We start from the raw sequence: 25,362 nt of genomic DNA on the forward strand, positions 1-25,362 counted from the left end.
TCTTTTCCTCACAAGCCGCCCCCAACCCAGTCTGCCGGCAGCAGTGTACTGTAAACCGGAATCACATCTGCCCGGCGCAGCCGCGGCTCCGAATCCTGCGGCAATTCATAATAAACCGGTTCTGTTTCCCGGTAAATTTTCAGCGTCAGTTCTGCGGGAAAACCCAGTCTCCGCAGGCTGACGCGCCACGGTTTGCCGGTAGCGAACCAGTCTGCCGCGAGCTGTCCATCTTTATTATACAGTTCTGCACGGCTTCCTGCAAATGACAAACGCAAAAAGCCGTCCGGGCAGTGAATGTCCGGTATCATATGCGGTGCCAGCCTGTATATCGCGCAGTCCGCACCCACAGAAGCCGGTTCAATCTCACAGGATGTCTGTTTTTCTACGAATCTTGCCGTCCACGCCTGATGCGTCGGCAGCAGTTCTACCACCTCTTCCGTGCGTTCCGTTGTCAGGCGCAGAGTGTTTGCTTCCCGCCGCAGGGCGCCCGGCGTCAAAAATAGCTTTTCGCCAAACTTCCACGCATTTTCAGCCTGCTCCGGCGTGAGCACCAGAGTGGGCAGGCTGCCGCCACGGAATTGAAAAACCGGCGCTTCCCGACAGATAAACACATACTGCTCTCCCAGACGGCACAGCAGCTGCGCATTGCAGGATTCCAACACCGTATTTCCCAACGGCAGGTGATACGGATAAATTCCGAAATCATGGTTGGCAAACCGCATTGCCGGAAAGCGAATGGTTTCTCCGTTCAGTGCAATCTGAAACACTGCCGTGTGCTCCTGCATCCGGCGCAGGCGTTGATGATTGCTGACAAATAGAAACCCTCCGCCCAATTCGCGGTTGTGCCGCAGGGAGCAGCGTAGTGTGTCCGTGTCGGACGCATCCGTCACCATATTCGCCGGAAACACGCACACCGCCGGTGCAAGCAAATCGCCGAATTCCCGCAAAAACAGATGCAGGGTTTTTAGTTTTCGGTAGCTGGCGTGCAATTCACCGTACTCCCCAATTGGCGCCTGAAAATCATAAGACAGCACTGGCACGTCCGTGTAAGAGCCGGTAGCCTTGGACTCCTGCAGGGTGGTATCCTTTCCGCGCGGATTGGTGCCGCCGTGGTACATATAATAGCCCAGCAGATTGGCGCCAGACGCCAGCTTGCAAACTGCCAGCGCAGCCGTGTCCGTACCGGAAACCAGCGGGCGGCGCTTTGCGGTCACCTGCAGCCCACCGCCAAGCTCCGCTGTGAGAAACGGTGAATTTTCCACATCAAACGTAAAGGTCTCCTTGGCTTTCTCCCAGTCGCTTCCAATCAAAGCATCATTCCGACTTGGCGTCAGCAGGTAATTCGGGCTTGGCGGCAGTTCTTGCGCCGTTGGTTCCCACGGCGCGTCCGCGTACCCGCCCTGCACCGGCAGCATTTCGCCATCCACCACATTGGCACCGCCCCAGCCGGTCGCGGTGTAATACGGCACATCCAGACCTGCCTGCAGCGCCATTTCTTTTAAGGTACGCATATGCTGCATACCAGCTTCTCCGGTTTCTCCGCCGCAGTGGCCGTACTCATTTTCAATCTGCACGCCGATTACCGGCCCGCCGTCTTTCAGCAGCAGTCCGCGCGCTTGCTCGCCGATTTTGCTGTAAAAGCGCCCGACTTCCTGTAGATAGCGCGGATCATTGGTGCGCAGGTGCATCGTTTGGTCGTGCTGCAGCCAGTCCGGAAAACCACCATTGCGCGCTTCCGCGTGCACCCAGGGGCCAATGCGCAGAAAAACCGGAAAGTTCAGTTCCCGGCAGAGCTGCAGGAAGCGCCGCAAATCCCGCTGGCCGGAAAAGTCCCACTCGCCGCGCTTTTCTTCGTGATGAATCCAGAAAACATAAGTGGCAGCCACTTCCACGCCGCCCGCCTGCATCTTGCGAAGCTCGGCACGCCACTCGTCCTGCGGGCAGCGTGAAAAGTGAAACTCCCCCATGACCGGCAGCCATGGCTTCCCGCTTTTTGTCAGGTAAAGCGTATTGGCGCCGTACTGTGTGCCGTCCGGCGCTGCGCCGCCGAAGGGCAGCGCCTGCAGCGGCTTTTGTTCATCATGTACCGTAATCGTTACAGTTTCCATTGTTTTTTCCTCCCTAAGACGGATAGCAGAAAAACCGGCCTCAAAACTGGGGTCGGTTCTTTTGCTGTATTCGTTTTTACGCTTTTTTCAGTTCTGCGACACGCTCGTCTGCCTGCCGCTGAATTTCAGCCTTTACTTGGTCCAGCCCGGCCTGCTTGAGCTTCGCTACAAACTCATCAACCGCTTTGTCCGGATCATCCACCAGACCGCAGCAAATCGGGTCCATATACTGTGAAATCAAGGTATTCATAACCGAAACCTGTGTTTTTACTTTGTCTTCAGAGAAGGAGAAGGAAAGCAGCGGATGCGCCTCTGCCGGCGATTTTTTCCATGCATCCGTCAGATTCTGTGCCTTAATACGGGCAGGGTCCGCATTGGTCAGGTCATAGGAACGGGTCAGGTTTTCGTTGTTCCAGCCCCAGTTGCAAGCTGTATTGGCCGGATATCTGTCTGCCTTCGGGCCGGTAACATACTTCTTGTCGCCAACCGCTTTGTAGTGCTCACCCTCAATACCATAAGCTGCCAGGTCATAAATCTTCTTGTTGGTCATAAACTGGTCAATTGCCATCATGGCGCGCTCCGGATTTTTGCTGCGGGCGTTGATTGCAATGCCATTGTTGGTGTACACATTGATAGTCTTTTTGTCGTTGGGGAACAAATCATAAACGTTGCAGTTCCAGTCCGGATGGTCTTTGTTTGCCTGCTCACTGTAGCTCGCGCAGCTGCCAACGTTCCAAACCATGCAGGCAGCTTTGCCCTGCAGGAATGCATCACTGCGGGTGTCTTTGGTGGAAAGCGCATCCTTGGACCAGTAGCCCTTCTGCTGCATGGTTTTCATTTCCTTGGCATACTGGCGGAACTGCTGGGTTTCCGCAACAGAAATGACCTTTGTGTTGTTCAAGTCATTATTCTGGAACGCAAAGAGTGTCAGCGGCGTGCCGGTGATTTCTTTCCAATGGTTGCGGTTCAGCAGGTAGGTGTACTGCAGTGCCTTGCCCTGTGCGCCAAAGGGGGTAATGTTCTTTTCGTTCTTGGCAACCTTGTCGCAGAAACTTTCCAAATCTTTTGTACTGGTAATGTCTTTGAAGCCGTATTTCTTCATCAGGTCGCCGCGCACCGCAACGCACTCCTGCCCGAACTCGATGTTATAATTTGGCACCATATACACACCGCCATTAATGGTTGCCTGCTTCCAGGCTTCTTCCGGCACCACCTTTTTCACATCCGGTGCATAGGTGTTCAGGAAGTCGTCCGTAAGCTTATAGAATCCCTTCTTGCTGGCAGTGGTTTCGTAGTGTGCCCAACCTGCCGCGGTGAAAATTAAATCAAAATCTTCACCGGAAGAGAACAGCAGGGAATACTTCTGGTCATGCTCCGCCCATGACAGGAAGCTGACATCCACAGTTGCATTGATTTTTGCCTTCAGTTCCTTGTTGATTTCCGCATAGACCTTGTCAAAATCAGCGGGTTTGTCACCCAGCAGGTACATTTTCAGCTTGACTTCCTTGCTGGTGTCCACCTTGCTCGATGTTGCAGAGGCAGTGGTGCTGGCGGTCGGGGTGTCTCCGCCGCTGCTGCTGGACGAACTGTTGCCGCAGCCCGCGGCGCTGGTCATCAGCATGGCTGCTGCCACACCACCCGCCAGCAAGCGCTGTACTTTCCTGTTTTTCATATCATGTCTCTCCTTTTTATGTAGGTTATGAAACAGTCAGCCTTTGACAGCGCCGACCGTAATCCCCTGTACAAAATACTTCTGCACGAACGGATATGCCAGAACAATCGGGCCGGTCACAACCACGGTCAGCGCCATCTTCAGGGACTGCGTTGGCATGGAAATCGCGCCTGCCGCGCTGCCGCCCTGCTGCGCGATGACGCGCTTGTATGCCTCGATGTTGTTGACCTTCTGATACAGGAAATACTGCAGTGGGAACATTTTCTCATCGTTCACATACAGCATTGCATTGTACCAGTCGTTCCAGTAAGCCAATGCCATAAACAAGCCAACAGTTGCCAGCGCCGGCTTTGCCATCGGCAGTATGATGCGGATAAAAATGGTAAAGTCACCGCAGCCGTCGATACGTGCCGCCTCGGTCAGCGCCATGGGAATGCCGCTGAGGTAACTCTTCATTAGCAGCAGATTAAACACATTGAACAGCAGCGGCAGAATCAACGCCAGGTAAGAGTTTTGCAGCTTTAAGCCGTTAATCATTAAAATGTAGTACGGAACCAAGCCGCCGCTGAAAATCGAAGTGAAATAGAAGAAGAAAGAGAACTTATTTCTCCACGGAAAATCTTTTCGCTGCAGCACATAGGCTGTCATAGCCGTCAGGAACAGCCCCAACGCGGTACCAAACAGTGTCACAAAAATGGTAACCCCGTAAGCCCGGAAAATAACGACCGGCTCTTTAAATACCGTTTTGTAAGCGTCCACCGTAAAGCCCTGCGGCAGCAGGGAAAAGCCGTTATTTAAAATGTCCTGTTCATTGGAAAACGAAGCCGCCAGCACCATCAGGAACGGAATCAAGCAGGTCAGCGCCACCAGTGCGGTCACCACATAAGCGATGACGTTCAGAACCCGTACATCTTTGCGTTTTTGCACAATCATCCACATACCTTTCTTTAAAGGATCTGTTAAAACAGGGAGTAATCCGGGTCATACCGCTTCACACAGTAGTTCGTGATTAAAATCGCCACCAGACAGAATACCGACTGGTACAGTCCGGACGCCGCCGCCATGCCGACATCGTTGTTGGAAATCAGCGCACGGAAAGTAAAGGTATCAATTACATCCGTTGTATCATACAGATTGCCGTTACTGCCCACCAACTGATAGAACATATCGAAGTTGCCGCGGAAAATACCGCCGACAGACAGAAGCAGCAGGATGACGATGGTCGGCATCAAAGCTGGAATGGTAATATGGAAAATGCGCTGAAAAACATTGGCGCCGTCAATATCCGCCGCCTCATAAGTTGAGGTGTCAATGCCCATGATTGCCGCCAGGTACATCACCGTACCATAGCCGATGTTTTTCCAGGTGTTGAAAAAGATCAGGATTGGCATCCACACCCATGTCGTTTGGTAAAAATCAACGCGCGACTTGCCCATGGCTGTCAGCAGTTTGTTAATGGCGCCGTAGTCATAGCTGAAAAAGTTAAACGCAATGACAGAAACAATCACCCAGGAGATGAAGTACGGCAGGAACATGACCGACTGCGCGAATTTCTTGTAATACTTGCCGCGCAGCTCCGACAGCAGAACTGCCACGCCAACCTGCATGACCAGGTTGATAGCAATGAACAGCAGGTTGTAAACTAAGGTGTTGCGGGTCACCTTAAACGCCTGCCCGGACGAGAAGAAAAAGTTAAAGTTGTCCAGTCCGCACCAGGGACTGCCGAAAATGCCGTCCGCATAGTTGTAATTTTTAAACGCCAGAATAATGCCGCCCATCGGCAGATACGAAAAAATCAGTACATAAATGGTTGCCGGCAGCAGCATCAGCAGCAGCACTTTATACTTTGATACGTTTTGGAAAAAAGTTCTTTTCACGTTCCAGCTCTCCTTTTGCCTGAAAAATACCGGGACACGCCGCACAGCCCGGTGCAGGCTCTTGTTTTTGAAAATTTGTATGAAACACTTGCTGTTCATGACTTATATTATAGCAATTTTGCTGTGCACAAAAAATAAACAATTTTTTCTTTCGTTTGTAAATTTTTTATGGATTTGATGCAGGGCATAAAAAAACAGACGGGTTTTGCATAAAAACACCCGCCTATGACGGGGCTTCATAAGGAAGTTGCAGAAAACAAGCAAATTCAAACCTATCAGACAAATCGGTTGAGAGTTTATAGCACCAAAATCCCCAAGCACCATAAAAAGTGCTTGGGGATTTTCTTTTTAATCAATCATTCCAAATTTTCCTATTATTACTGGTTCCGTGGCTTGGATCTGGAAAATTACTGGTATCCTTTTAATGCTTTCGCAGGGGCATACAACAAAGATTCACACGCCATATTCTTACGAAGTTTCTTCATTTTATTCAATACTGCATTATAATAAGTTCTGCCATTGATTAACATAACACATCTGCAATAAAGAAAATCATCTGTCGAAAAATATTCCGATTCATAAAAATCCTTGGCATTTGGCGTTACTGCTTTTAAAGCTGTATCGCATATCTCTTATGCATAAAATTCCTGCCTGTTATAAATTCTCCAGAAACACTGCAGGAACACCTGCCTTATGCAAACGGAAACATTGAACCTTAGAAAGGGGAATTGCAAACGAGTGTACTTCCCCGGGAAAGAGGATTTCTGTATCCTGAAAATGGCGCTCTGAAATTTTCGTGTACAGGTCTTTCATAAATACCATCCATTGCTCGGAGCCGGTCGGCTCCCGACCTAAAAACCGATGCAAATAGCCGTAGCCGTCCGCAAGATAGAAAATCTTCAACGCAAGCGCAAGGTCACAGCCGGAATCATCCAGCAACGACCGAGGAAAGGCAAAGCCATCGTCCCAGTTGTAGCGCTCCAGTCGGCGGCTGTACTCCCGGTACTCCTCCTCGTCGGACAACAGACGGGAACCTTTCTCCTGTTTCTCCGCCAGTATCTTCCACTGCGGCTTGTGCCCGAACCGTCGTCCCAGCGCTTCCCTCGCATCACCGCTGCCCCAATCGGCAGCAGTGCAATAGAGAGCATAGGCCTTTTCCATATCTTGTTCAACGCCGCAGCCCTTTTCGTAAAAAAATGCAAGCTTGTATAGTCCGTATGGACTGCCGTGATTGGAGGCCTTGCGGTACCACTCTGCGGCCGCCGCAGCGTCCTTAGGCACGCCCTGCCCTCTTTCATAAAACTCGCCTAGACGGCACATCGCCTCTAAATCACCGAATTCGGCGGATTTTTCATACCAGTGTACAGCCAAGGTGAAATCGCGTTTTACACCTTGGCCCAGCCAATAAGATTTTGCCATCAAAGCAATTGCTGACGAGTCGCCTTGTTCGGCCAGTTCCAAACAAATGGGGAATGCACGGCGATAAAGCTCCTGTGATTTGCTTTTACTGCTTTTCACTCCATCCCCAAATGCATAACAAAAGGCCAAATGCCGAAGCCCATCTAAGTAATTCTGTTCGGCGGATTTTTCAAACCACTGCACCGCCGTTTGCAGGCTGTCAGGTTCCCTGCCTGTTTCGTAATGCAGACGACCCAGCCGGTACTGTGCTTCCGCATCTCCCTGCTCCGCCGCCTTTTGCAGCCACACAGCGGCTTTCCGGTTTTCCTGCTCCTCTTCTTCGCCTTCCGCATCGCTGTGAAAAAGAGAAATTCCCAGCTTCAGCTGTGCAAAGGCGTTCCCGCTTTCCGCAAGACGAAGCATTGCTTTTCTGGCTTGCGCATCGTTGCCGGCAAGACTGTAAAGCTCGCAGGCCCGGCGCACATCCTGCTCCACGCCATACCCGTTTTCATAACAGATGCCCAACAAATAATAAACCTTGGGTTCCTTCTTTTCGGCAGCCTTCTCCAGCCACAAAACCGCTTGCGCATAATCCTGTTCTTCCAGATAGGCCTCTCCCAGCGCACACATGGAAAGTCCGTAGCCCTGCTCCGCCGAATGCCGGTACAGCTCCATCGCCCTCCGCCGGTCTTTTTTCACACTCCTTCCGCACCAGTAAAGGTTTGCCAGCTCGTATTGCGCCAGACGGTATCCCTGCTCCGCCGCTTGTTCAAAGCAGCTTACCGCATAGCGCACCTCTTCATCTTCACCGTTGCAAAACAGCATGCCAAGGCCGTACTGGCATGCTGCGTCACCCCTGTCCGCCCCAGTGCGGTAAGCCGCAACGGCTTTGGCTTTGTCCTGCGCGGTGCCAATCCCATGCTGATGGCATACGCCCAGCATATACTGTGCGCCCAGGTGCCCTTTGCCCGCCGCTTTTTTGTAAAGCGAGAAAGCCTGCCCGGGGTCTTTTTTCACACCGTAGCCAAACCGGTGGCATTCCCCGAGAAAAATACTCCGCTTGGGAGTTGCCCTGTTCCGCCGCCGCCGAAAACCAACGGACCGCCTCTTCATTGTTTTCCGGAACGCCGATGCCATGATAATAGAAAAAGCCCAGCTTGCATTGTGCGGCAGGCTGACCGTGTTCGGCAGCAGACTGGTAGCATTCGCAAGCTTTTTCCGTATTCTGTTCCACCCCGTTACCAAGCTCGTGGCAAACGCCTAACGCATACTGCGCATCGGGGTAGGAATGCTGGGCAGCTTTTGCATAACAGTCAACCGCTTTGTTTGTATTTTTCTCTACACCAAAGCCATTATCATAGCATGCACCCATCAGAAACAGTGCGCGTACGTTGCCCTGTTCCGCCGCCGCCGAAAACCAGTGCACGGCCTCCTCGTTGTTTTCCTCTACGCCAATCCCCCGATAATATAAGTAGCCCAGATTGCACTGGGCGGGAGAATAGCCTTGCCCGGCGGACAGCCAGTATAGCTCACGCGCTTTGTTGAAATCCTTTTCGACACTGTAGCCAAATTCAAAGCACTCGCCTAAAAGGCACTGCGCGGAAGCCTCCTCCTGCTGCGCGCCGCGGGAAAGCCAGTGGAATGCCTCCGCATCGCTTTGTTCGATTCCGTCTCCTCGCAGGTACAATAAGCCAAGCCTACTTTGCGCCAGAGCAAAATCGTTCGTAGCGGCGCTTCGATAAAGCGTGATTGCTTTTCCTATATCCTGTTCCACTCCGTAACCATTCTCATAGCATTCACCCAATAAAAATTGAGCACGGGGATATCCTTGATTCGCCGCTTTTGCAAACCAATTGAACGCTTGGGTATCGTTTTCTTCTACAACGATACCATGATAATAGAAAAAACCTAAGTTGCACTGAGCAGGAGCATAGCTTTGTTCTGCAGATAAGCGGTAGAATTGCTCGGCCTGTTGCTTATCCATCTCTACACCTTTGCCCAATTCTAGAAACCAACCGCAGGCACATTGTGCCTGCGGAAATTCCTGTTGAGCCGCTTCACGGTACCACTCCAACGCTTTTTCATCGTCCTGCTCTACTCCAAAACCGTTTTCATAGCAGACTCCGAGATGGTATTGCGCAATCACATGCCCCATATTGGCAGCACAGGAAAACCAATGGGCAGCTCTTTCATAATTTTGATTTGTACCGTCACCGGTATAATAACACAAAGCCAGTTCATGCTGCGCCTGCAAATCATTGCCTTCCGCGCGTGCTGTTAGTGCCTGAAAATTCTCCTGCCGCTGTCTTACAGAGGCTGCGGCACTGGCTATCAGTTGAGGATTCAGGAAAAACACTGAGGAACTGTTTTCAGGATCCTCGCTGCCCGGGGAAAGAATTCGATTATTTTTCATATGAAAACTCCTTATACAAATTGATTATGTCTGAGCTTATCAAAGAACTGGTAGTCCGTTGAAAATCCTGCAAGTCAAGGCGGCAAGCAACGCAAATAAAGGAGGATACGTTTGGTATGTGACTGAAATTTGCAAGCGCAGCCAACGCAGAAAGTAAAATGGAGGTGCCATTTTGAAATGACCTCAAAAAGTTAGACAAATAATTTCATTAAGCAACCGAAAGGGCTTGTAGTCTGTGAATAGCAGGCGGCAAGCCCTTTCGCTTTGCCTTAGAACGGCGGTTGTTGTAGTAATCGAGATAGTCAATAAGTTCGGCCTTGAAGTGCTCCATGGACTCGAATTCCTGTAAATACAGCAATTCTGTTTTTAGTAAGCCAAAGAAATTTTCTATCACAGCGTTATCCAAACAATTGCCTTTGCGGTCATGCTCTGTCGAATCCCTTTTTCTTTGAGCATTCGTTGGTATTGTTTGTGCTGATATTGCCAGCCCTGGTCAGAATGTAAAATGAGATTGGTTTCATCGGAAATTTTTACAAAAGCCTTGTCCAACATCTGGGTCACCATGGAGAGCACAGGTCTGTCGGAGATGGTATAGCTGACAATATCTCTGCTGCACAAATCAAGAATTGGCGAAAGATAAAGCTTCTGACCGAACAGACTGAATTCCGTCACATCGGTCACCCATTTCTGGTTCGGTTTTTCAGCCTCGAAGTTCCGTTCCAACAAGTTTGGTGCGATTCTACCCACTTCGCCCTTGTAAGAGCGGTACTTTTTCATACGGACTCGGCAGACAAGACCTAGTTGCTTCATCAATCGCTGCACGGTCTTGTGGTTCAGCGGAAAGCCGCGGTGCCCCAGTTCCTCTGTAATACGCCGGTAACCGTAGCGGCCTTTGTTTTCATGGTAGATTGCGGTAACAGTCTCTTTAGCAATGCCATATTTGTCTGCTTTTGTCAGCCGTTTTTCATGGTAGTAGTAGGTCGAACGCGCAAGCTGGGCCACTTCCAGCAGAATGTCCAGTGAATAACTTTGCCTCAGTCCTCGAATTACCAGCGTTTTTTGCGCGCTTTTCGCTCGTCTTCCAAAACCAAGGCTTGCAAGTTTTTTAAGTAATCATTCTCCGCTCGTAAACGCTGATTCTCTGCAATTAAGTCCTCTTCCACCTTTAGCGGCAACTTTGCCGGACGGCCTTTTCGCGTGCCGCTGGCGGCACTGGCACGTCCCCGTCGTTCTACAGCCAGACCTTCAGGACCTTCTGTGAGATAGATACGCTCCCATGAGGCAATTCGCTTAGAATCACTTACTTCAAATTGTCGCGCGGCCTCACAGTAGTTTAACTTCTCCTTACGCATCGTTTCCACTACCATAACCTTGAATTCCGGCGTATAGCGTTTGTTTGGTATTCCTTTTGGCATATAAAAACACCCCTTTAGTTATTTCAGTATATCATACTGTCTAACTAAAAGGGTGCAGTTCATTTCAGCTCCGCTTGTGTTTTTCTGATCTCCGTATCAGAAGCATATTCGTCAAGCTGCTGGTTGATAAGTTTCTGTACACAGTCCCGCAGCTCCACCATACCCATGACGCGGGCCTTGGCTGTTTCGTTCAACTCCGGCCGCACCATGCGGGAATTCTCCCGATAGTACACCTTGCCGTCCACAACGGTATAGGAATAGTTTTTCACATCCGGGTCTGCCGGGATGGAATCGTCGATTTCCTCATCTTCACCGAGATCGGGCAGCTCCGCTTCCTCAATTTGCCCCTGAAGGTGGGAAACCGCCTCGTGAAGCTGCTGGGCAAGATCGGCGTTGGGGAATGGTTCGCACGTCGTTTCCTTTTTGTCGCCGTGCATTTTATCATCCCATTTGATCGTCCCCAGCACCATTTCGGGATGATCGGCAAAATAGCTGTTGACGGGAATGCCGTCCCCGGTCTGACCGAGATGCACCCAATCAGGCTGGATGTCGATAGGATGGTCGCGCTTTTTGAGAAAAAGAATGTCGGTGGTGACTTCCGTTCCGGCATTGGCCTTGAAAGCGTTGCTGGGCAGACGAATCGCTCCGAGCAATTCCGCGCGCTGTGCGATGTACCGCCGCACCTCCGGCGATTGTTTGTCCATCGTGTAGCGGCTGGTCACAAATGCAATCACGCCGCCCGAACGTACTTGATCGAGCGTTTTGGCGAAGAAGTAATCGTGGATGGGGAAACCGAGCTTGTCGTAAGCACGGTTGGAAACCTTGTAACTGCCGAACGGCACATTGCCAACAGCGAGGTCAAAAAAGTCGCGCCGGTCGGTGGTTTCAAAGCCCGCCACGGTGATGTTGGCGTTTGGATAGAGCTGCTTGGCGATCCGGCCCGTGATGCTGTCCAACTCCACGCCGTAGAGCCGGGACGCCGCCATACTCTCCAGCAGCAGGCCAAAGAAATTACCGACGCCGCAGGCCGGTTCCAGAATGTTGCCGGCTTGAAAGCCCATGTTGCCGACAGCCCATAAATGGCCCTAATCACCGTTGGACTGGTGTAGTGAGCGTTCAGGGTGGAGGCCCGCGCCATTTCGTATTCTTCGGTGGTCAGCGCGCCGACCAGCTCGGTATACTCCTTTGTCCACGAAGTGTTGTCCGGGTCGAACGCCTGCGGAATGCCGCCCCAGCCGACATAGTGGGAGGGAGTTTTCTGTTCTTCCGGCGTCGCCGTGCGGCCCTCGGCCTCGATCTGTTTCAGGGTGCGGATCGCTGCGATATTGTACCCATACTTGGTTTTCGCGCCGCCCTCTCCCAAATGATCGTCGGTGATGCGGAAGTTTTCGGCGGCGGGCTGTTCCGGCGTAAATAAAGAGGCGTTGCGTTCGTCCTGCCGGATGCCGTTTTCAAAGGCATCGCGGCTGACCACCTCATGGCTCCACGAATAGGGGCCGGTGTCAATGCGCACGTCCTTTTCCCCGACGTACCCTACGGTGCCGGACAGTTCCTGCCCGCCGTAATCCAAAGCCGCGTGGTCGCCCGGTTGATAGGACGGCTTGCCATCCAAATGCGCAGACTCCTGAAGAACCGGTTCATGGGAAAAGTCGTCCTGTTTCCGCTGATACAGGGCGCGGAGAATGGGGGCGATTTCTTCCCACCGGGCGCTCCGTTTGCTGTTGTACTTGTCGTGAATATCAACCTCGAAACCCGTGGTGGTAGCAAAGAAATCCGCCGTGTCACCGGTAGCAAGCTCCATCGTTTCGGAAGTACCGACATAGGTATCGGAAAGGTGCTGGGCCACGCGGGTATTGCCCCCGTTTTCGCGGAAATACCCCGCGATATGTTCCTTGTCCCGCTGTTTCAGAAGGCCGGAAGTCAGGGCTTCGCGCAGATCGGCGTCCGTGTAATCCAAGTCCGCAGCCAGAAATTCCGTGATAGGGCCGTTCCGGGAATCCTGCCGCAGCAGATTTTCAAAGTTTTCACGGTTCTCGGCGCGAAAGATGGGATAGGCAAGCTCCGGGTCACGGAGTTGGATGTCGGAAATGCCGATGTCGGTGATTTCAAAGGGCTTATTGTCCAGATATACCGTGTTGCCAATCTTGTAGGGGAACTGAGTAGCGGCGCTGTCGGGAACCGCCCGCTGTAACGCCGCCCATTGTTCGTCGGTGAGCGTTACGTCCACTTCATGGAAAGCATCGCCGTTTCCGATGGTGATGGTGTCGCCGGTGCGGGTGATCGGCTGGCTGTTCAGATCGGGCGGCGCTGCCTGTTCTTCTTGTGTGTAAAAGCGATTTTCCCGGATGAACTGGGCGATTCGCCGCTGCACCTTCGGCCACGGCAAGTCCGTCGATGTGCTGCCCACGGTTACAGGAAACGTTGGGAGGTCGTCGCCGTACTCGGCGCGCAGAAAAGCCGCCGTGTCCTTGTCGCGGGCATGTTCCCGCATATACTCGGCAACGGCGTACTTGCTCTTGATGTCGCCGTTCCATTCCTGAAGGGCGGCGTCAATGTCGGCCTCGGTTGTGCCGCGCTTTTCCGGCTTGGGCATAGAAAAAGCGGAGGGCTTTTCGCTCTCCGCTTCGTTAATCCGCTGTATTTGTTCCTGCTCTGACGGGAAGAAACTTAGCTGTAAATAAGCTCCGTCAGAATCGTTTCCTCGGCTTGGGCTTTCAGGTTGTTCATGAGGCCCACCCAACGCATCGGGTCGGACGCTTTCAGGCTTTCCGTCACGCCCGCCGATTTCATCAGTTCCGGCATCATGCGCTCCAGCCGCGCCGTCGCCGTCCGCTCGATCTCCAACAGGTGCGGGTACAGCTTCTCCGACAGCAGCAGGCTGCTGTACAGGACCGGACGGTGCTCCTTGAGGTAATTTTTCCGCATCCTGCCGTATTTGCCGATACTCTCCGTCTGCTCCGAGATCGTCAGGTCGGGAATCAGGTAATCCCCGTTCTTCGTGTAAGTCAGACTGTTCTCCATATGTGGCACTCCTTTCCGCGAGATGCTCGCATTCGTATTTTTTGACGGTGACTTCGATCTGCCGCAGCACCCGTTCGCTCGCTTCGCCGACCGCCGTACCGAGGGCGGCGACGGTATCGGGCGTGTTGAAATCGAAAATGCTCAGAAAATCCTCATGCTCAAAGTATTCGTCAGGATCGAGGCCGCAGCGGGATAAAACTGTGTAGGCGACGCTGACGGCTGCGGCGCTTCGGAACTGTGCTCCGATGTTGAACTCATCATATTCTTCCAAAAAGCTGCCGTCAACGATGTGGAGAATGTCGTACTGATGATCTTCCCAATACTCCTTTGCCATCTGTCCGGCGATCTGCTCCAACTGGTCGGCAAGGCCCTTTTCGCCGGAAATCTCATATTCCTGCTCCAGCGCCGCCGCAACCGCGTCCTCATGCTCCAGATGGTACTGCCAAAGGAACGGGCGGCGGGAATTTTCCCTGCTGGCAGACGGCTTCCGTTCGCCCGTGTCGGAAATATCAAAGACATACCGGATTTTTGGCCTGTCGCCGGAAGCGTCGATGAGCGCAATCCCCTTGCTGCCGCGCCGGACATACCGGCGCATTTTTTCGTTCCAAAGCTCATATCCGGCGCAGGCCGTCGCGTCGGGGCGCTGGGCGAAAATTATGAGCTGCTCGTGATATGGATATTTGTAAAGCCGCGCGGCGGTTTTCAGAAAGTCCGTCCAGTCTGTATGACTGGCGGTAATCTGCGTCGCCGCGCGGTCGGCCATCTGCGCCAGAGCCTGCACATTATCCGGCATAGTAAAAATCCTCCTTTCGGTCTTTTGGGCAAAAGAAAAGAGCGGCTAAAACGCCGCTCTTGAGATATTTTTCGATTTGTTTGCAAATTTCTAAGGTATAACATCATCAAGCAGTAACAATATTAATTCGGCTATCATATTGAAAATCAGTATCGTCCGAAATAAATACAGTACTACTTTGGGCTAAGTAATTGTCTACAAGAACATAATCAATTGGATCATATTTATATGACAACAAATCATCGACAAAATGAACAACCTGCACACCTTTAATATCTCCGTCGCTTAATTTGTAGGCTGTAGTAATTTCAGATAGTATTGTTTGCATTTTACTTTTTAATTTAGACCGTTCTTTTTGATTTCTACGAAAATCTTTTTTTGTATATGTACGCTTATCAGTAATACCATGTGCTGCTAGATATAACAAGTATTCCTTGTTCTCTACTCCAAATAGCAGTTCTTGTAGACTAAGGGCAGAAACGATAATTTTACGATCTCCACTCAGTATTTTTTGCAATAAATTGGAGTAAACTGTCCTTTTTCGATCTGTTGGAAGATAATATCCGGAGTGAACAAAATACAAAATATTTGTATCAATTACGAACTGAACTTCATCTGAATATTTTGTAATGTCGAAATTATTTGCTTTTATTATGGCCATATGTGTCTCCTTCAATCATCGTCCAAGTCAGCAGTTATATTTTCCTGCGCTTCTCGTTGCTCTTGAGACATTTTATAGTACTCCTTCGCGTTCTCAATTGAATGCTGATAGGTGTTTTTACCAACGTCGGAAAGGTTGTTTACTTCAAACATTTCATTGTACCTTTCCGGACCGAATTCAACTAAAAATTTTGCAAGAACATTATTGAAAAAAAGAGTGGTAAAAATTTTAATTTCGGAGAAATCGAGAATCACTTTTTCTTTCTTTTTAATTAGAGGCTGCATAACAGATAACAATTTTTCAGCATCATCAGCTGAAAAACCCGTCTGTATATATTGACGTGCTTTTATCATGAATCATTACTCCTCTTAGTTCTATTTTAATACGTATCTATGCTGATTGTCAGCAATAATATCCATTTCATATAGGGTCCCCGCAAATGCATTATCTAAGGCAACACCGCACAATGGTATAAAAAATCCACGCCATCTGCCAAAGGCGGCAAACAGCGAGGAACTCTCCCAATTATATCTGCGAAGGCAAACGCAATCAGACTGCCAGGCCGGGCCTGTCAGCCAGAATCAGATTCGCCAACGCAAACATCATATTCAGTTTGGCGGTCTGCTTTTGCAGACCTCGGTATCGCGTCTTTCGGTACCGTAACAGACCTTTCACAACGGCAAAAACATGTTCTACTTTGGCACGAACCGATGACTTTTCGTGCTCTCTGCGCTTGAGTTGGGCTTGCGACCTGTTGGAACCCTTTTTGATTTGCGATGGGCGACGATTGAACTTGTAACGGATACGCTTGCCAGCATTGTTCTTTATAATGGCATCCTCGCGCTTTTCCGCTCCCAAATATCCGCTGTCTCCGTATACAACGCTTTCCTCTCCGGTCAGCAGTTTGGAGGTCATGGCGACATCATGGACATTGGCGGCCGTTACCTCAACCGTGTGAACAAGCCCGCTATCCTTATCCACCCCAACATGTGCCTTGTAGCCAAAGTGCCACGCATTGCCCTTCTTCACCTGATGTGCATCCGGGTCTCGCTGCTTCTCCTGATTTTTCGTGGAGGACGGAGCGGCTATGATGGTGGAATCCACAATGGTACCCTTTTTCAGAAGCAGTCCCTTTTGTTGCAGCAAATTTGCCACCTGCGCAAACAACTGCTCCTGCAAACCGTTTTGTATGAGAATATTACGAAATCTTCCCAGCGTATCCCCGTCCGGCACCTGATTGCTTGATTCCACGCCGCAGAAATCCGAAAAGGCACGACTGTCGATCGTTTCAGCCACCGTTGCTTCGTCGGATAGATTATATAGGTTTTGCAGCAGATACAGCCGCAGCATCAGTTCCAAATCATAGGGCTTGTTTCCGTGCTCTCCTTTGTAGTAGCACGGCTTGATCATGGCCACCCATTTCCCCCATGGAACGATGCGCTCAATCTGCTCGAGAAATTCTTTTTTCTTCGTACGCACCTGTGCCAGTTCATCGCACAGAGCTGACATACTCATCTGCTTATCCATATACCTATTTTATCATATCTCGCTTCTTACCGCAGCTTTTTTTCTGTGCGGTGTTGCCCTAATTCAAAATATTGAGATTTATTTCTCTGATTATATGTATAAAATACTTTGTTACTGCAAATTCGGATAGCACCTTCATTCGCCTTTGCAAATCCTTGTAGTAAATCAAGTCCTAGGCCACGAGGAATCAATGAGCCTTTTCCCTTGTTGGCGGTGCTATTTCCTCGTTTCATTGCCCATTTAAATGCTTGAATCTCTGTTAAGTTTGTATCCACATTTTGAATTATTTTCTGTGGGATTCCAATACCTGTATCGTAACATGCAAAACAGTATTTATACTTTTGATTCTTAAAAAATTTACCACCGATTACCCATTTTCCTTCAGAATGCTCCAGACTGTTATTATACATTTCACCAACCTTGGATGTGAATAAGGCTGCCAAATCATCACTCATTTCGACAGGAGCATCCATCGTTATCTCCTTTACTAACGTATAGATGTCTTTAACCCCTTTGATAATACGGGAGTTTTTTTGCAAATAGGGAGCAATATCAACATGGTCCTGTATTCCATTTAAGTTGGGTATATATCCACTCTTGTAAAACAGTAATTGACTCCTATTATTGCAAATAATGTGAACGGTTTTTCCATGGCATTCAGCAAGTGTTGGTAAAGTACTGATACAAAATAAGAACGATAGCCCTAATCGCTTTTCAATATCAATGTGCAACTCAATTTCATGCTCAGGGGATGTAAGGATCTCTTGTTGAAGTTTTGCAAATCTATCGTAGGAAGGCTTTGTGGATATTAACGACATCTGCAAGTTTATGGTCTTCAAAAAATCGCCTTCCCTTCTTGTGGTGAAAATCAAGTTACCAAAATTCTTTAATACTTTATATTATATCATATGCGTAGTAACAAATCCATTGCCCTTCTTCGCTTTTCAATAGTCTGGGAATAGGTCAAGCCCAGCGTACTCGGCGTCGCTCATGCCCTGGAGCTTTCCCAGCACGGAATCCGTCAGGGCCAGAAGCTCCGTTTCCTCCGCGCCGAGATAGCTGCGCATCTGCGTCAGTTCTGCAATCAGTCCCTCCCGCGTCCCGGTATTATAAATGCACATCAGGTTGATTTCATCGTTGGTAAACATATCAACGCTCCATTTCCGCGCCTCTGTCGGGCGCTGCTTTTTTGTGTTCCCGGTTGACCGGCTGGCTTCGGAGCTGTTCCACGACGGATTTTTTCTTTTCGTCATGTTCCCGCCGAGACGCCTCGGCAAGCTCCAGAAGGGAGATCGGCTGACCGGTTTTGGCCTGTTGCTCCAGCTCCGCGACGGTGGGATTTTTTCCGTTGTCGATGATGCCGTCGATCATATCGTAATCATCCTCCATCGCAATTTCCGCGCTTTTCAGGTAATTTTCCGGTTTCAGGAAGGCCGGAAGCTCCTGAAAACCGAAGCTGTCCACGTAATGACAGGATACAACGCCGTTCTGCTTTAATGCAACGATGTCGCTGACAGATAGGCTCGGCCTGTGATAATCGGTGGAATGGTCGTTGTTGAACCTGTCCCACAAAACGGACAGCCTGTCATCTGTGTTGCCGGTATCGGTGAGCGGGGCAGTATAGGCGAGATCATAGTTTCCGTGGTCTACGGCGATCCCCTTGGATTCCAGCCAACTGAGCGGTTCAAACCGGATGTCCCGCAGTTCGTCGCCGCCCTTGACCTGATAGATGGCGAAAGCGTCCTGAGAGGTTTTCAGAAAAGCGGCTTCCCGCTGCTCCTGATGCTTCATTCGGTCCTCTATGGCAGAGGAAAATTCTCGGCTTTCTTCCCATTCCTCGCGGCTTACGGCGAACAGGCCGCTGTGTGCCTGAATCTCATCCGGGTCGAATGCCATACTCGCACCGCCGTCCTCAATCATGTAAACGGTGAGATCCTGCTCAAAAAGTTCCAGCGCCCGGTCTTTGGAGAGGGGCAGCAGATCGCCGTCCAGATACCCACAGGCTTCCAGATCGGCTACGGTTAGGTCTGAATCCGGCATGGGGTATTCGTCGAGCGCCAGCTCCGGTGCGTCCGGCAGCATATCCGCCGCTTTCGATTGGTCGGGCGCTGTCCGCGTCTCCAGTGCGTCCGGCTCATGGTCGCCCAAATTATTTTTACGGATATATTCCTGTACATCCTGTTCCCGCACGGCGGCAATCTTGCTCAAAATATCAAGCGACACCTTTTCCGAGGTTGCAGGGGTCAGGTGTTCAAGGACAAGCGCCTGTTGATACGCGGTCGAAATGGAACTGACGTCCTCGTCGGCAAATCCGTTTGTCGTTTCCCGCAGGCTTTCCTTATCGTAAAGGGTATAACCGTATCCGTCCTCGTTTTCCTTCAAATAAAGATAGGCGGCGTTGTCCAGCAGATACATCGCCTCGATTTCCCTCGGCGGGTAGATTTTTTCGATTTCATCCAGCCGCCGCAGCAGCTCATCTGGGGAGAGAGCGCCGTCTTTTTTTGCGGCGTTCAAAATATCGTCGCGGGCACTCTTTCCGTAACCGCTTTTCAAATCTTCCACGGTGGCCGGGACTTCTTCCTCCATGGAGTTGAGCGGGAACGGCGGCTCCATGACAGAAGCCGTGTACCGGTATGCGTCCCCAGCGAACTGTTCCAGAACGGTATCATACTCTTTCAGCGCCGCGCGAAAACTTTGGTCGATGTCGGAAATCAGGCCGGAGACGGTTTTATTGATGGTTTCCAGAGAAGCCCGCAGCTCCGGCAATTCCTTGTCCTTGCTCCATGAAGCGATATAGCCGAAGCTGTTTTCGCCGGTCTGGATGCCGTAATACTGGCAGACGGCATAAGAAACACTCTCGGCCTCCACTTCCTCGGTATTCCGGTCTTTTGGTTTGGGCGGTTCGGCGGTTTCGTCGCCCTGCGCGGCAGCAAGGCGGGCCTGCTCATAGCTTCCACCCCACGAAACCGCTGGTTTCGCGGGGACCCCGGAATGCAGCGTGGCGTGAGTGATTTCGTGGACGGCTGCGGAGACGGTCTGCACCTCGCTCATGCCGGACCGGATAGCGATACGCTGATTTGTCACGCTGAAATAGCCGTCCGTATTCGGCTCCATCGCTTCAAAAGCAAGCGGGACGGGGGACGAACGCCGCAGCGCCTCCACGAAAATCTCATATTGCTTCACGTTCCCCATGAGATCATTTGCAAGCGTCGGTAGCGGCTTTCCCTCGGTCTGGGACACGTCAAAGACCGATACCACCTTGTACATGGGGATTTTGATTTCCTTTTCCTCCATAATGACCTTACCGTCCGTATCCAGCATAGGAGCCTTGGTATCCGGGTCGAGCTTTTCTTCCTCGATTTTCTTTTTGAACGGCGTGGGCGCGATGATTTTGATGCCTTTTTCGCCCCGCATAACGTTCCGGCTGAACTGATCGCGCCATTTGTTGAACCCGGCAACGAGGGTGGCGTCCGGCTTCTGCATGTAAATCAGCATGGTATTGTTGCCGGAATATCGGTGAAACCGGGACATGGTTTGGAGGTACTGCGCGTATCGGTCGCTCTGGAACAGATTTTGGATGCCCTGTTCGATGCTGTCGGTGATTTCTTTCAGCCGTTCCTTGTTTTTTTCGGCCATATAGTGCTCCTTTCGCAGATCATAAAATTGAAAAAAGCGCGCCCCCGCACAGGCCGGGATAAACCCATGTGGGAGCGCGCTCATTATTTGTCTTCGGAGCGTATGCTCCTGCTGGGAGGGCGTATTTTCGCTGCTTTAGCCCGCAAACTGTCGGCTTCGCGCCGTCGGTCGCTGTACGGTTCCCGGACGGAAACACAGCGTTTGGGGACGAGATAGCTGACGGCCCCGCGATGCTCTGGGCGCTCCGGTTTCACTTTGTCGGGGTATTTTTCGGAGAGCCGTTTGAGCTTTTGCATGAGTTTCTTATTATGCGTGTAAACGCTGGCCGTCGTTTCTTCCTCGTTATAGCAGATGATCGTCTCCCGCTCATATTTCGTAAGTTTCATGATCCGCCCCGCTTTTTCGTCCCCGGATCAAATTCCAGCCTGAAATTGACGTGCTCCCCGGTGTCCTCCAGAATCATCGTCGCGTCGTAGGTCTTGCCGGTTTTTTCGGAATAGCAGCCGGTGAGCCTTACGCGCCCATCCTTCAGGAGCGCGGCGGCGACGGGCTTTGTCAGCGTCTTTTTCTTGGCGGCGAAAAACCGGTTGTCTTTCCAAAGCCCAAACTGGCAACCGTCGTTCTCGCAGAAAAAGCCTTTCTTGCTCTCGTTCACGCTGCCGCCGCAGCGGGGGCATTTGCCGATTATCTCGCGCCCGGAGGGAAGCAGCACCTCCGCGCCCCTGACCGGCGCATAGGTTTTCACCAGTTCCCGGAGCATCCCGGCGATGCCGTCCATAAAGGCGTCCGGCTCCAACTCTCCGCGATCCACCTGTTTGAGCCGGTTTTCCCATTCGGCGGTCAGCAGCGGGGATTGAAGCTGTTCCGCAGGGCGGTAATGAGCTTTTCTAGAATGGCCGCGCGGGTGGCGGGGGTGCCGAGGCCCTTTCTTTCCGCATCGTCCGGCGCGTCGTCGCAAACTTCGCTTTGCTCATTTCCGCCTTGCGGCGAAAAACTCGCCCGCTCCGTTGTTCCTCCTTTCCCCACAAAGTCTTTCGACTTCGCGGGGACCCCGTGTTTTGCACCCGCCGTCTCCATCGCGGAAAGGAGGGTATCCTCCGTGTAATGCTTGGGCGGCGAGGTTTTGCCCTCCTTGACGGAAACAGAGGAAACAGGGACACTTTGCCCTTCCGTCAACTCTGGCAGGGACTTGTCGGCCTGTTCCCGCAAATAGGCTTTCCAGCCGGGAATGAGGACCGTTTTGCCCTTGGCCGCAAAACCATACCCGGCGCAGTCCAGCGTGACGGCGGTTTCGGCGTATTGGTGCGGTCTGCCGACCGCGCAGAGAAGCTGCCGGGAAACCAGCCGCAGGATTTCACGCTCCCCGGCAGGCAGCGCGGAACAGTCCGCTTTTCCCGCGCCGGAGGTGGGAACGACGGCGTGATGGTCGCTGACCTTCACGCTGTCGCAGACCTGACCGGCGTTGAGCTTTTCGGGAATATCCGCGCCACAGATTGCGGCGGCGACGGAAGCAAGCGCCAGAACGGTTCCTTCCATATCGTTCGTCAGAAACCGGCTGTCGGTGCGGGGATAGGTACAGAGTTTTTTTCATAGAGCGATTGCAAATAGTCCAGCGTCTGCTGGGCTGTGTAACCGAGCAGACGGTTGGCGTCGCGCTGGAGGGTGGTCAGGTCGTAGAGCGCGGGAGCTTTCTCAAATTTTTCTTTCCGCTCCACGTCCCTGACGGTTGCCGTTTTCTCTTTGCAGGCGGCGGCAACGGCTTCGGCCTCCGGTTTCTGTTTGAGCTTGTCGCCGGTGGCGGTGAAGCCGCCGCAGTCGAGGCTGACCGTATAGAACGGCTCCGGCTGAAACGCGGAAATCTCCGCTTCCCCCTGCACGATGAGCGCCAGCGTCGGGGACATGACGCGCCCGACGTTCAGAGTACGATGGTATAAAACTGAAAACAGGCGCGTCGCGTTGATACCCACCAGCCAGTCGGCCTTGGACCGGCAGAGCGCGGACTGATGCAGACCGTCATAGTCCCGGCCCGGTTTCAGGTCGGTAAAGCCTTGCCGGACAGCCTCGTCCTCCATTGAGGAAATCCAGAGCCGTTTCATTGGCTTGGTGCAGCCCGCCATGTCGTATACGGTGCGGAAAATCAGTTCGCCCTCGCGTCCGGCGTCGCAGGCATTGACGACTTCATCCACATCGTCGCGGCGCAGCAGGGTACGGAGAATACTGAACTGTTTTTGTTTATCGCCGCTTATGGCAAACCGCCAGTTTTCCGGCAGAATAGGTAAATCTTCGCGCCGCCATTTGGCGTACTTTTTATCATAAGCGTCGGCGCTTGCCAGCTCCGCCAGATGGCCGAAGCACCATGAAACGAGGTAGCCATTACCCTCCAGAAACCCGTCGCCGCGCTGCTTTGCGCCGATTACGGCGGCGATGCTTTGAGCAACCGAGGGCTTTTCACTTATTATGAGTTTCAATTCTTTCTCCTTTCGTGCAAACATAGAAAAAAGGCAACCGATTTCTCGATTGCCCTTACACAGTAGCAGTTATTCATTTTGAAATGCTGAAAATTTCGGTTCCAAGTAATGCTTATAATGCTTTTTGTGCTATTTAATATCGTGTTCTTTCTGAAACTGGTTAATGCAATTCATGTATTTTTGAGACTGCTTCTTTTGCCAAGTGCTAAATATAATAACTACGAATGCAACTATGAGAACAAACAAAAATGTAAAAGCAAAAAATTTTGCAACGTCCCGGAGGGGATTGAAACTGACAAAGCTCAGAAGATACAGTGATAATCCGTAAAGGGATGCACCAACGATGGCTATTCTGATTTTTGAAGAATGAATTGGAATTACAATGTCAGTAACACCTAGTATGCCACCAAAAAACAAAAACGCATCAATCAGCAATAATTGTCCAATAAATTCTGTCCTAAACATTTGTTTGCTCATGACAATACAATAGATATATGCTCCTATCATGGCAATTGCAAAAAATGTTATGCAAATTTTCAATATAAAGAAAAATTGATCTTTTTTGTTGCCCATAGTTCTACCTCCTAATTGGCTCCCATTTTTATAAATTTGTTAAACTCTTTGACAAATCTTCTGGACACGATAATGTGCTCACTGTTGTCCATTGTAATATCCAAATTTCCATTCAGTAATTTGACTACATTTTTCACATGGATAATATTGATTACAATTGACTTAGAGATACGCACATAGCCGTAAAATAAATCGCAACTTGTCAACTCATAAAGTCGTAACATGACTTCTGCAACTTGGTTATCCAAATAAGCGAAAGTCCTTCTGTCAACGGCTTCAAAATACAGTATTTGCGAAGGAGATATCATGACTGCTTCATCGTCGATTTTTGCGGCAATTTTTTTATCGCAGTAGGTATTTAATGCAGAAACAATTGCATCCACTTCTCGGGTTTTCTCATGGCATCGTATGTCCACTTCTGGATGTGACAAAGGATGACCTGTAAGAATTGATATTTTCAGATTCTTGCGCCTCCTTGTAGCTACAAGCATTATTATATCTATCCCTTTTCCCACATTCAAGGGAATCTGCTTAAGCGGTATAATAAAGAACATATGCGGTAAAACCGCAACGTTTTTTACTTGTAATATAAATGATGCGTGATTCGGATTTTTATCCAAGCAATCATTTAAGGCAACACCGCACAATGGCATAAAAAATCCACGCCATCTGCCAAAGGCGGCAAACAGCGAGGAACTCTCCCAATTATATCTGCGAAGGCAAACGCAATCAGACTGACAGGCAGGGCCTGTCAGCCAGAATCAGATTCGCCAACGCAAACATCATATTCAGTTTGGCGGTCTGCTTTTGCAGACCTCGGTATCGCGTCTTTCGGTACCGTAACAGACCTTTCACAACGGCAAAAACATGTTCTACTTTGGCACGAACCGATGACTTTTCGTGCTCTCTGCGCTTGAGTTGGGCTTGCGACCTGTTGGAACCCTTTTTGATTTGCGATGGGCGACGATTGAACTTGTAACGGATACGCTTGCCAGCATTGTTCTTTATAATGGCATCCTCGCGCTTTTCCGCTCCCAAATATCCGCTGTCTCCGTATACAACGCTTTCCTCTCCGGTCAGCAGTTTGGAGGTCATGGCGACATCATGGACATTGGCGGCCGTTACCTCAACCGTGTGAACAAGCCCGCTATCCTTATCCACCCCAACATGTGCCTTGTAGCCAAAGTGCCACGCATTGCCCTTCTTCACCTGATGTGCATCCGGGTCTCGCTGCTTCTCCTGATTTTTCGTGGAGGACGGAGCGGCTATGATGGTGGAATCCACAATGGTACCCTTTTTCAGAAGCAGTCCCTTTTGTTGCAGCAAATTTGCCACCTGCGCAAACAACTGCTCCTGCAAACCGTTTTGTATGAGAATATTACGAAATCTTCCCAGCGTATCCCCGTCCGGCACCTGATTGCTTGATTCCACGCCGCAGAAATCCGAAAAGGCACGACTGTCGATCGTTTCAGCCACCGTTGCTTCGTCGGATAGATTATATAGGTTTTGCAGCAGATACAGCCGCAGCATCAGTTCCAAATCATAGGGCTTGTTTCCGTGCTCTCCTTTGTAGTAGCACGGCTTGATCATGGCCACCCATTTCCCCCATTCGAGAAATTCTTTTTTCTTCGTACGCACCTGTGCCAGTTCATCGCACAGAGCTAACATACTCATCTGCTTATCCATATACCTATTTTATCATATCTCGCTTCTTACCGCAGCTTTTTTTCTGTGCGGTGTTGCCTTAGCATTAATTCGTGCAGCTTCAAGAGATATTTGTGGGTAATTCAAAGTTTGTCA

The 25,362-nt window shown here is 50.7% G+C and carries 22 protein-coding genes and 5 pseudogenes; 2 read left to right on the plus strand and 25 right to left on the minus strand.

The annotated features are described in order from the left end of the window. Window positions 1-8 precede the first annotated feature (8 nt). The 13 genes and pseudogenes from PXC00_RS10510 to PXC00_RS10555 all read right to left on the minus strand — a co-directional run bounded on the left by PXC00_RS10510 (window position 9) and on the right by PXC00_RS10555 (window position 13,904). Entirely contained in the window at window positions 9-2,108 is a 2,100-nt protein-coding gene (locus PXC00_RS10510; RefSeq protein ID WP_275845499.1) for a beta-galactosidase, read from the minus strand. 76 nt (window positions 2,109-2,184) lie between these two features. Then, a complete protein-coding gene (locus tag PXC00_RS10515; RefSeq protein WP_275845500.1) occupies window positions 2,185-3,780 on the minus strand; it encodes a DUF3502 domain-containing protein in 1,596 nt (531 codons plus the stop codon). A 36-nt stretch (window positions 3,781-3,816) separates the two neighbouring features. Then, window positions 3,817-4,713, minus strand: coding sequence for a carbohydrate ABC transporter permease (locus PXC00_RS10520; protein WP_275845502.1), 897 nt, complete (start codon window positions 4,711-4,713; stop codon window positions 3,817-3,819). A gap of 26 nt (window positions 4,714-4,739) precedes the next feature. Further along, window positions 4,740-5,657, minus strand: coding sequence for an ABC transporter permease (locus tag PXC00_RS10525; protein WP_275845503.1), 918 nt, complete (start codon window positions 5,655-5,657; stop codon window positions 4,740-4,742). 407 nt (window positions 5,658-6,064) lie between these two features. After that, the gene (locus tag PXC00_RS14135; protein WP_407654334.1) at window positions 6,065-6,286 is read right to left on the minus strand and encodes a DUF4240 domain-containing protein; all 222 of its coding nucleotides are present in this window, start codon (window positions 6,284-6,286) and stop codon (window positions 6,065-6,067) included. Window positions 6,287-6,311: 25 nt separating this feature from the next. Further along, complete coding sequence (locus tag PXC00_RS10530) at window positions 6,312-7,997, minus strand: DUF4274 domain-containing protein (RefSeq protein WP_275845504.1); 1,686 nt, start codon at window positions 7,995-7,997, stop codon at window positions 6,312-6,314. Between the two features lie 57 nt (window positions 7,998-8,054). After that, window positions 8,055-8,192: pseudogene (locus tag PXC00_RS14140) on the minus strand (hypothetical protein); the annotation flags it as partial. Then, window positions 8,173-9,468 (minus strand): annotated as a pseudogene (locus tag PXC00_RS10535) (tetratricopeptide repeat protein); the annotation flags it as partial. The pseudogenes PXC00_RS14140 and PXC00_RS10535, both read right to left, overlap by 20 nt. 208 nt (window positions 9,469-9,676) lie before the next feature. Next, window positions 9,677-9,862: an IS3 family transposase gene (locus PXC00_RS14145; protein ID WP_407654335.1), complete on the minus strand. Its 186-nt coding sequence runs from the start codon at window positions 9,860-9,862 to the stop codon at window positions 9,677-9,679. Beyond that, a complete protein-coding gene (locus PXC00_RS10540; protein ID WP_316935216.1) occupies window positions 9,859-10,521 on the minus strand; it encodes an IS3 family transposase in 663 nt (220 codons plus the stop codon). The genes PXC00_RS14145 and PXC00_RS10540 overlap by 4 nt, the downstream gene beginning before the upstream one ends. Continuing rightward, entirely contained in the window at window positions 10,515-10,883 is a 369-nt protein-coding gene (locus tag PXC00_RS10545; RefSeq protein WP_316934952.1) for a helix-turn-helix domain-containing protein, read from the minus strand. The genes PXC00_RS10540 and PXC00_RS10545 overlap by 7 nt, the downstream gene beginning before the upstream one ends. A 65-nt stretch (window positions 10,884-10,948) precedes the next feature. Further along, window positions 10,949-12,276: pseudogene (locus tag PXC00_RS14150) on the minus strand (N-6 DNA methylase); the annotation flags it as partial. Window positions 12,277-13,550: 1,274 nt separating this feature from the next. After that, window positions 13,551-13,904 carry a TnpV protein gene (locus tag PXC00_RS10555; RefSeq protein WP_275847054.1) on the minus strand — a complete coding sequence of 118 codons (354 nt, stop codon included), beginning with the start codon at window positions 13,902-13,904 and terminating at the stop codon, window positions 13,551-13,553. Between the two features lie 22 nt (window positions 13,905-13,926). Between PXC00_RS10555 and PXC00_RS10560 the strand changes: the two genes are divergently transcribed. Further along, window positions 13,927-14,100 carry a hypothetical protein gene (locus PXC00_RS10560; protein ID WP_275847056.1) on the plus strand — a complete coding sequence of 58 codons (174 nt, stop codon included), beginning with the start codon at window positions 13,927-13,929 and terminating at the stop codon, window positions 14,098-14,100. A gap of 93 nt (window positions 14,101-14,193) precedes the next feature. Then, the gene (locus PXC00_RS10565; protein ID WP_275847058.1) at window positions 14,194-14,760 is read left to right on the plus strand and encodes a hypothetical protein; all 567 of its coding nucleotides are present in this window, start codon (window positions 14,194-14,196) and stop codon (window positions 14,758-14,760) included. Window positions 14,761-14,803: 43 nt separating this feature from the next. On the opposite strand, the gene PXC00_RS10570 is transcribed toward PXC00_RS10565, so the two are convergent. From PXC00_RS10570 to PXC00_RS10620, 12 genes and pseudogenes are all read right to left on the minus strand, one after another. Beyond that, entirely contained in the window at window positions 14,804-15,358 is a 555-nt protein-coding gene (locus tag PXC00_RS10570) for a hypothetical protein (protein WP_275847060.1), read from the minus strand. An 11-nt stretch (window positions 15,359-15,369) separates the two neighbouring features. Beyond that, on the minus strand, window positions 15,370-15,711 hold the full coding sequence (locus tag PXC00_RS10575) for an STAS-like domain-containing protein (protein ID WP_275847062.1): 342 nt from the start codon (window positions 15,709-15,711) through the stop codon (window positions 15,370-15,372). Between the two features lie 196 nt (window positions 15,712-15,907). Next, entirely contained in the window at window positions 15,908-16,873 is a 966-nt protein-coding gene (locus PXC00_RS10580) for an IS5 family transposase (RefSeq protein WP_316935212.1), read from the minus strand. A gap of 38 nt (window positions 16,874-16,911) precedes the next feature. Next, window positions 16,912-17,724, minus strand: coding sequence for an ATP-binding protein (locus tag PXC00_RS10585; RefSeq protein WP_275847052.1), 813 nt, complete (start codon window positions 17,722-17,724; stop codon window positions 16,912-16,914). A gap of 105 nt (window positions 17,725-17,829) precedes the next feature. After that, entirely contained in the window at window positions 17,830-18,033 is a 204-nt protein-coding gene (locus PXC00_RS10590; RefSeq protein WP_275847051.1) for a transposon-transfer assisting family protein, read from the minus strand. Between the two features lies 1 nt (window position 18,034). Then, a complete protein-coding gene (locus tag PXC00_RS14155; RefSeq protein ID WP_407654336.1) occupies window positions 18,035-19,498 on the minus strand; it encodes a YodL domain-containing protein in 1,464 nt (487 codons plus the stop codon). A gap of 57 nt (window positions 19,499-19,555) precedes the next feature. Beyond that, window positions 19,556-20,536 (minus strand): annotated as a pseudogene (locus PXC00_RS14160) (ArdC family protein); the annotation flags it as partial. 68 nt (window positions 20,537-20,604) lie between these two features. Further along, on the minus strand, window positions 20,605-20,907 hold the full coding sequence (locus tag PXC00_RS10600; RefSeq protein WP_275847047.1) for an immunoglobulin: 303 nt from the start codon (window positions 20,905-20,907) through the stop codon (window positions 20,605-20,607). Continuing rightward, window positions 20,904-23,013: pseudogene (locus tag PXC00_RS10605) on the minus strand (DNA topoisomerase). The gene PXC00_RS10600 and the pseudogene PXC00_RS10605 overlap by 4 nt, the downstream one beginning before the upstream one ends. A gap of 105 nt (window positions 23,014-23,118) precedes the next feature. Then, window positions 23,119-23,562, minus strand: a complete 444-nt coding sequence (locus PXC00_RS10610) for a preprotein translocase subunit YajC (protein ID WP_275847045.1) — start codon at window positions 23,560-23,562, stop codon at window positions 23,119-23,121. 11 nt (window positions 23,563-23,573) lie between these two features. Beyond that, entirely contained in the window at window positions 23,574-24,215 is a 642-nt protein-coding gene (locus PXC00_RS10615; protein WP_316934953.1) for a LytTR family DNA-binding domain-containing protein, read from the minus strand. A gap of 76 nt (window positions 24,216-24,291) precedes the next feature. After that, window positions 24,292-25,236 (minus strand): IS5 family transposase, encoded by a 945-nt coding sequence (locus PXC00_RS10620; RefSeq protein ID WP_316935217.1) that lies wholly within the window; start codon window positions 25,234-25,236, stop codon window positions 24,292-24,294. Window positions 25,237-25,362: the final 126 nt, after the last annotated feature.

This window comes from Caproicibacterium argilliputei (assembly GCF_029211325.2).
GTDB lineage: Bacteria > Bacillota > Clostridia > Oscillospirales > Acutalibacteraceae > Caproicibacterium > Caproicibacterium argilliputei.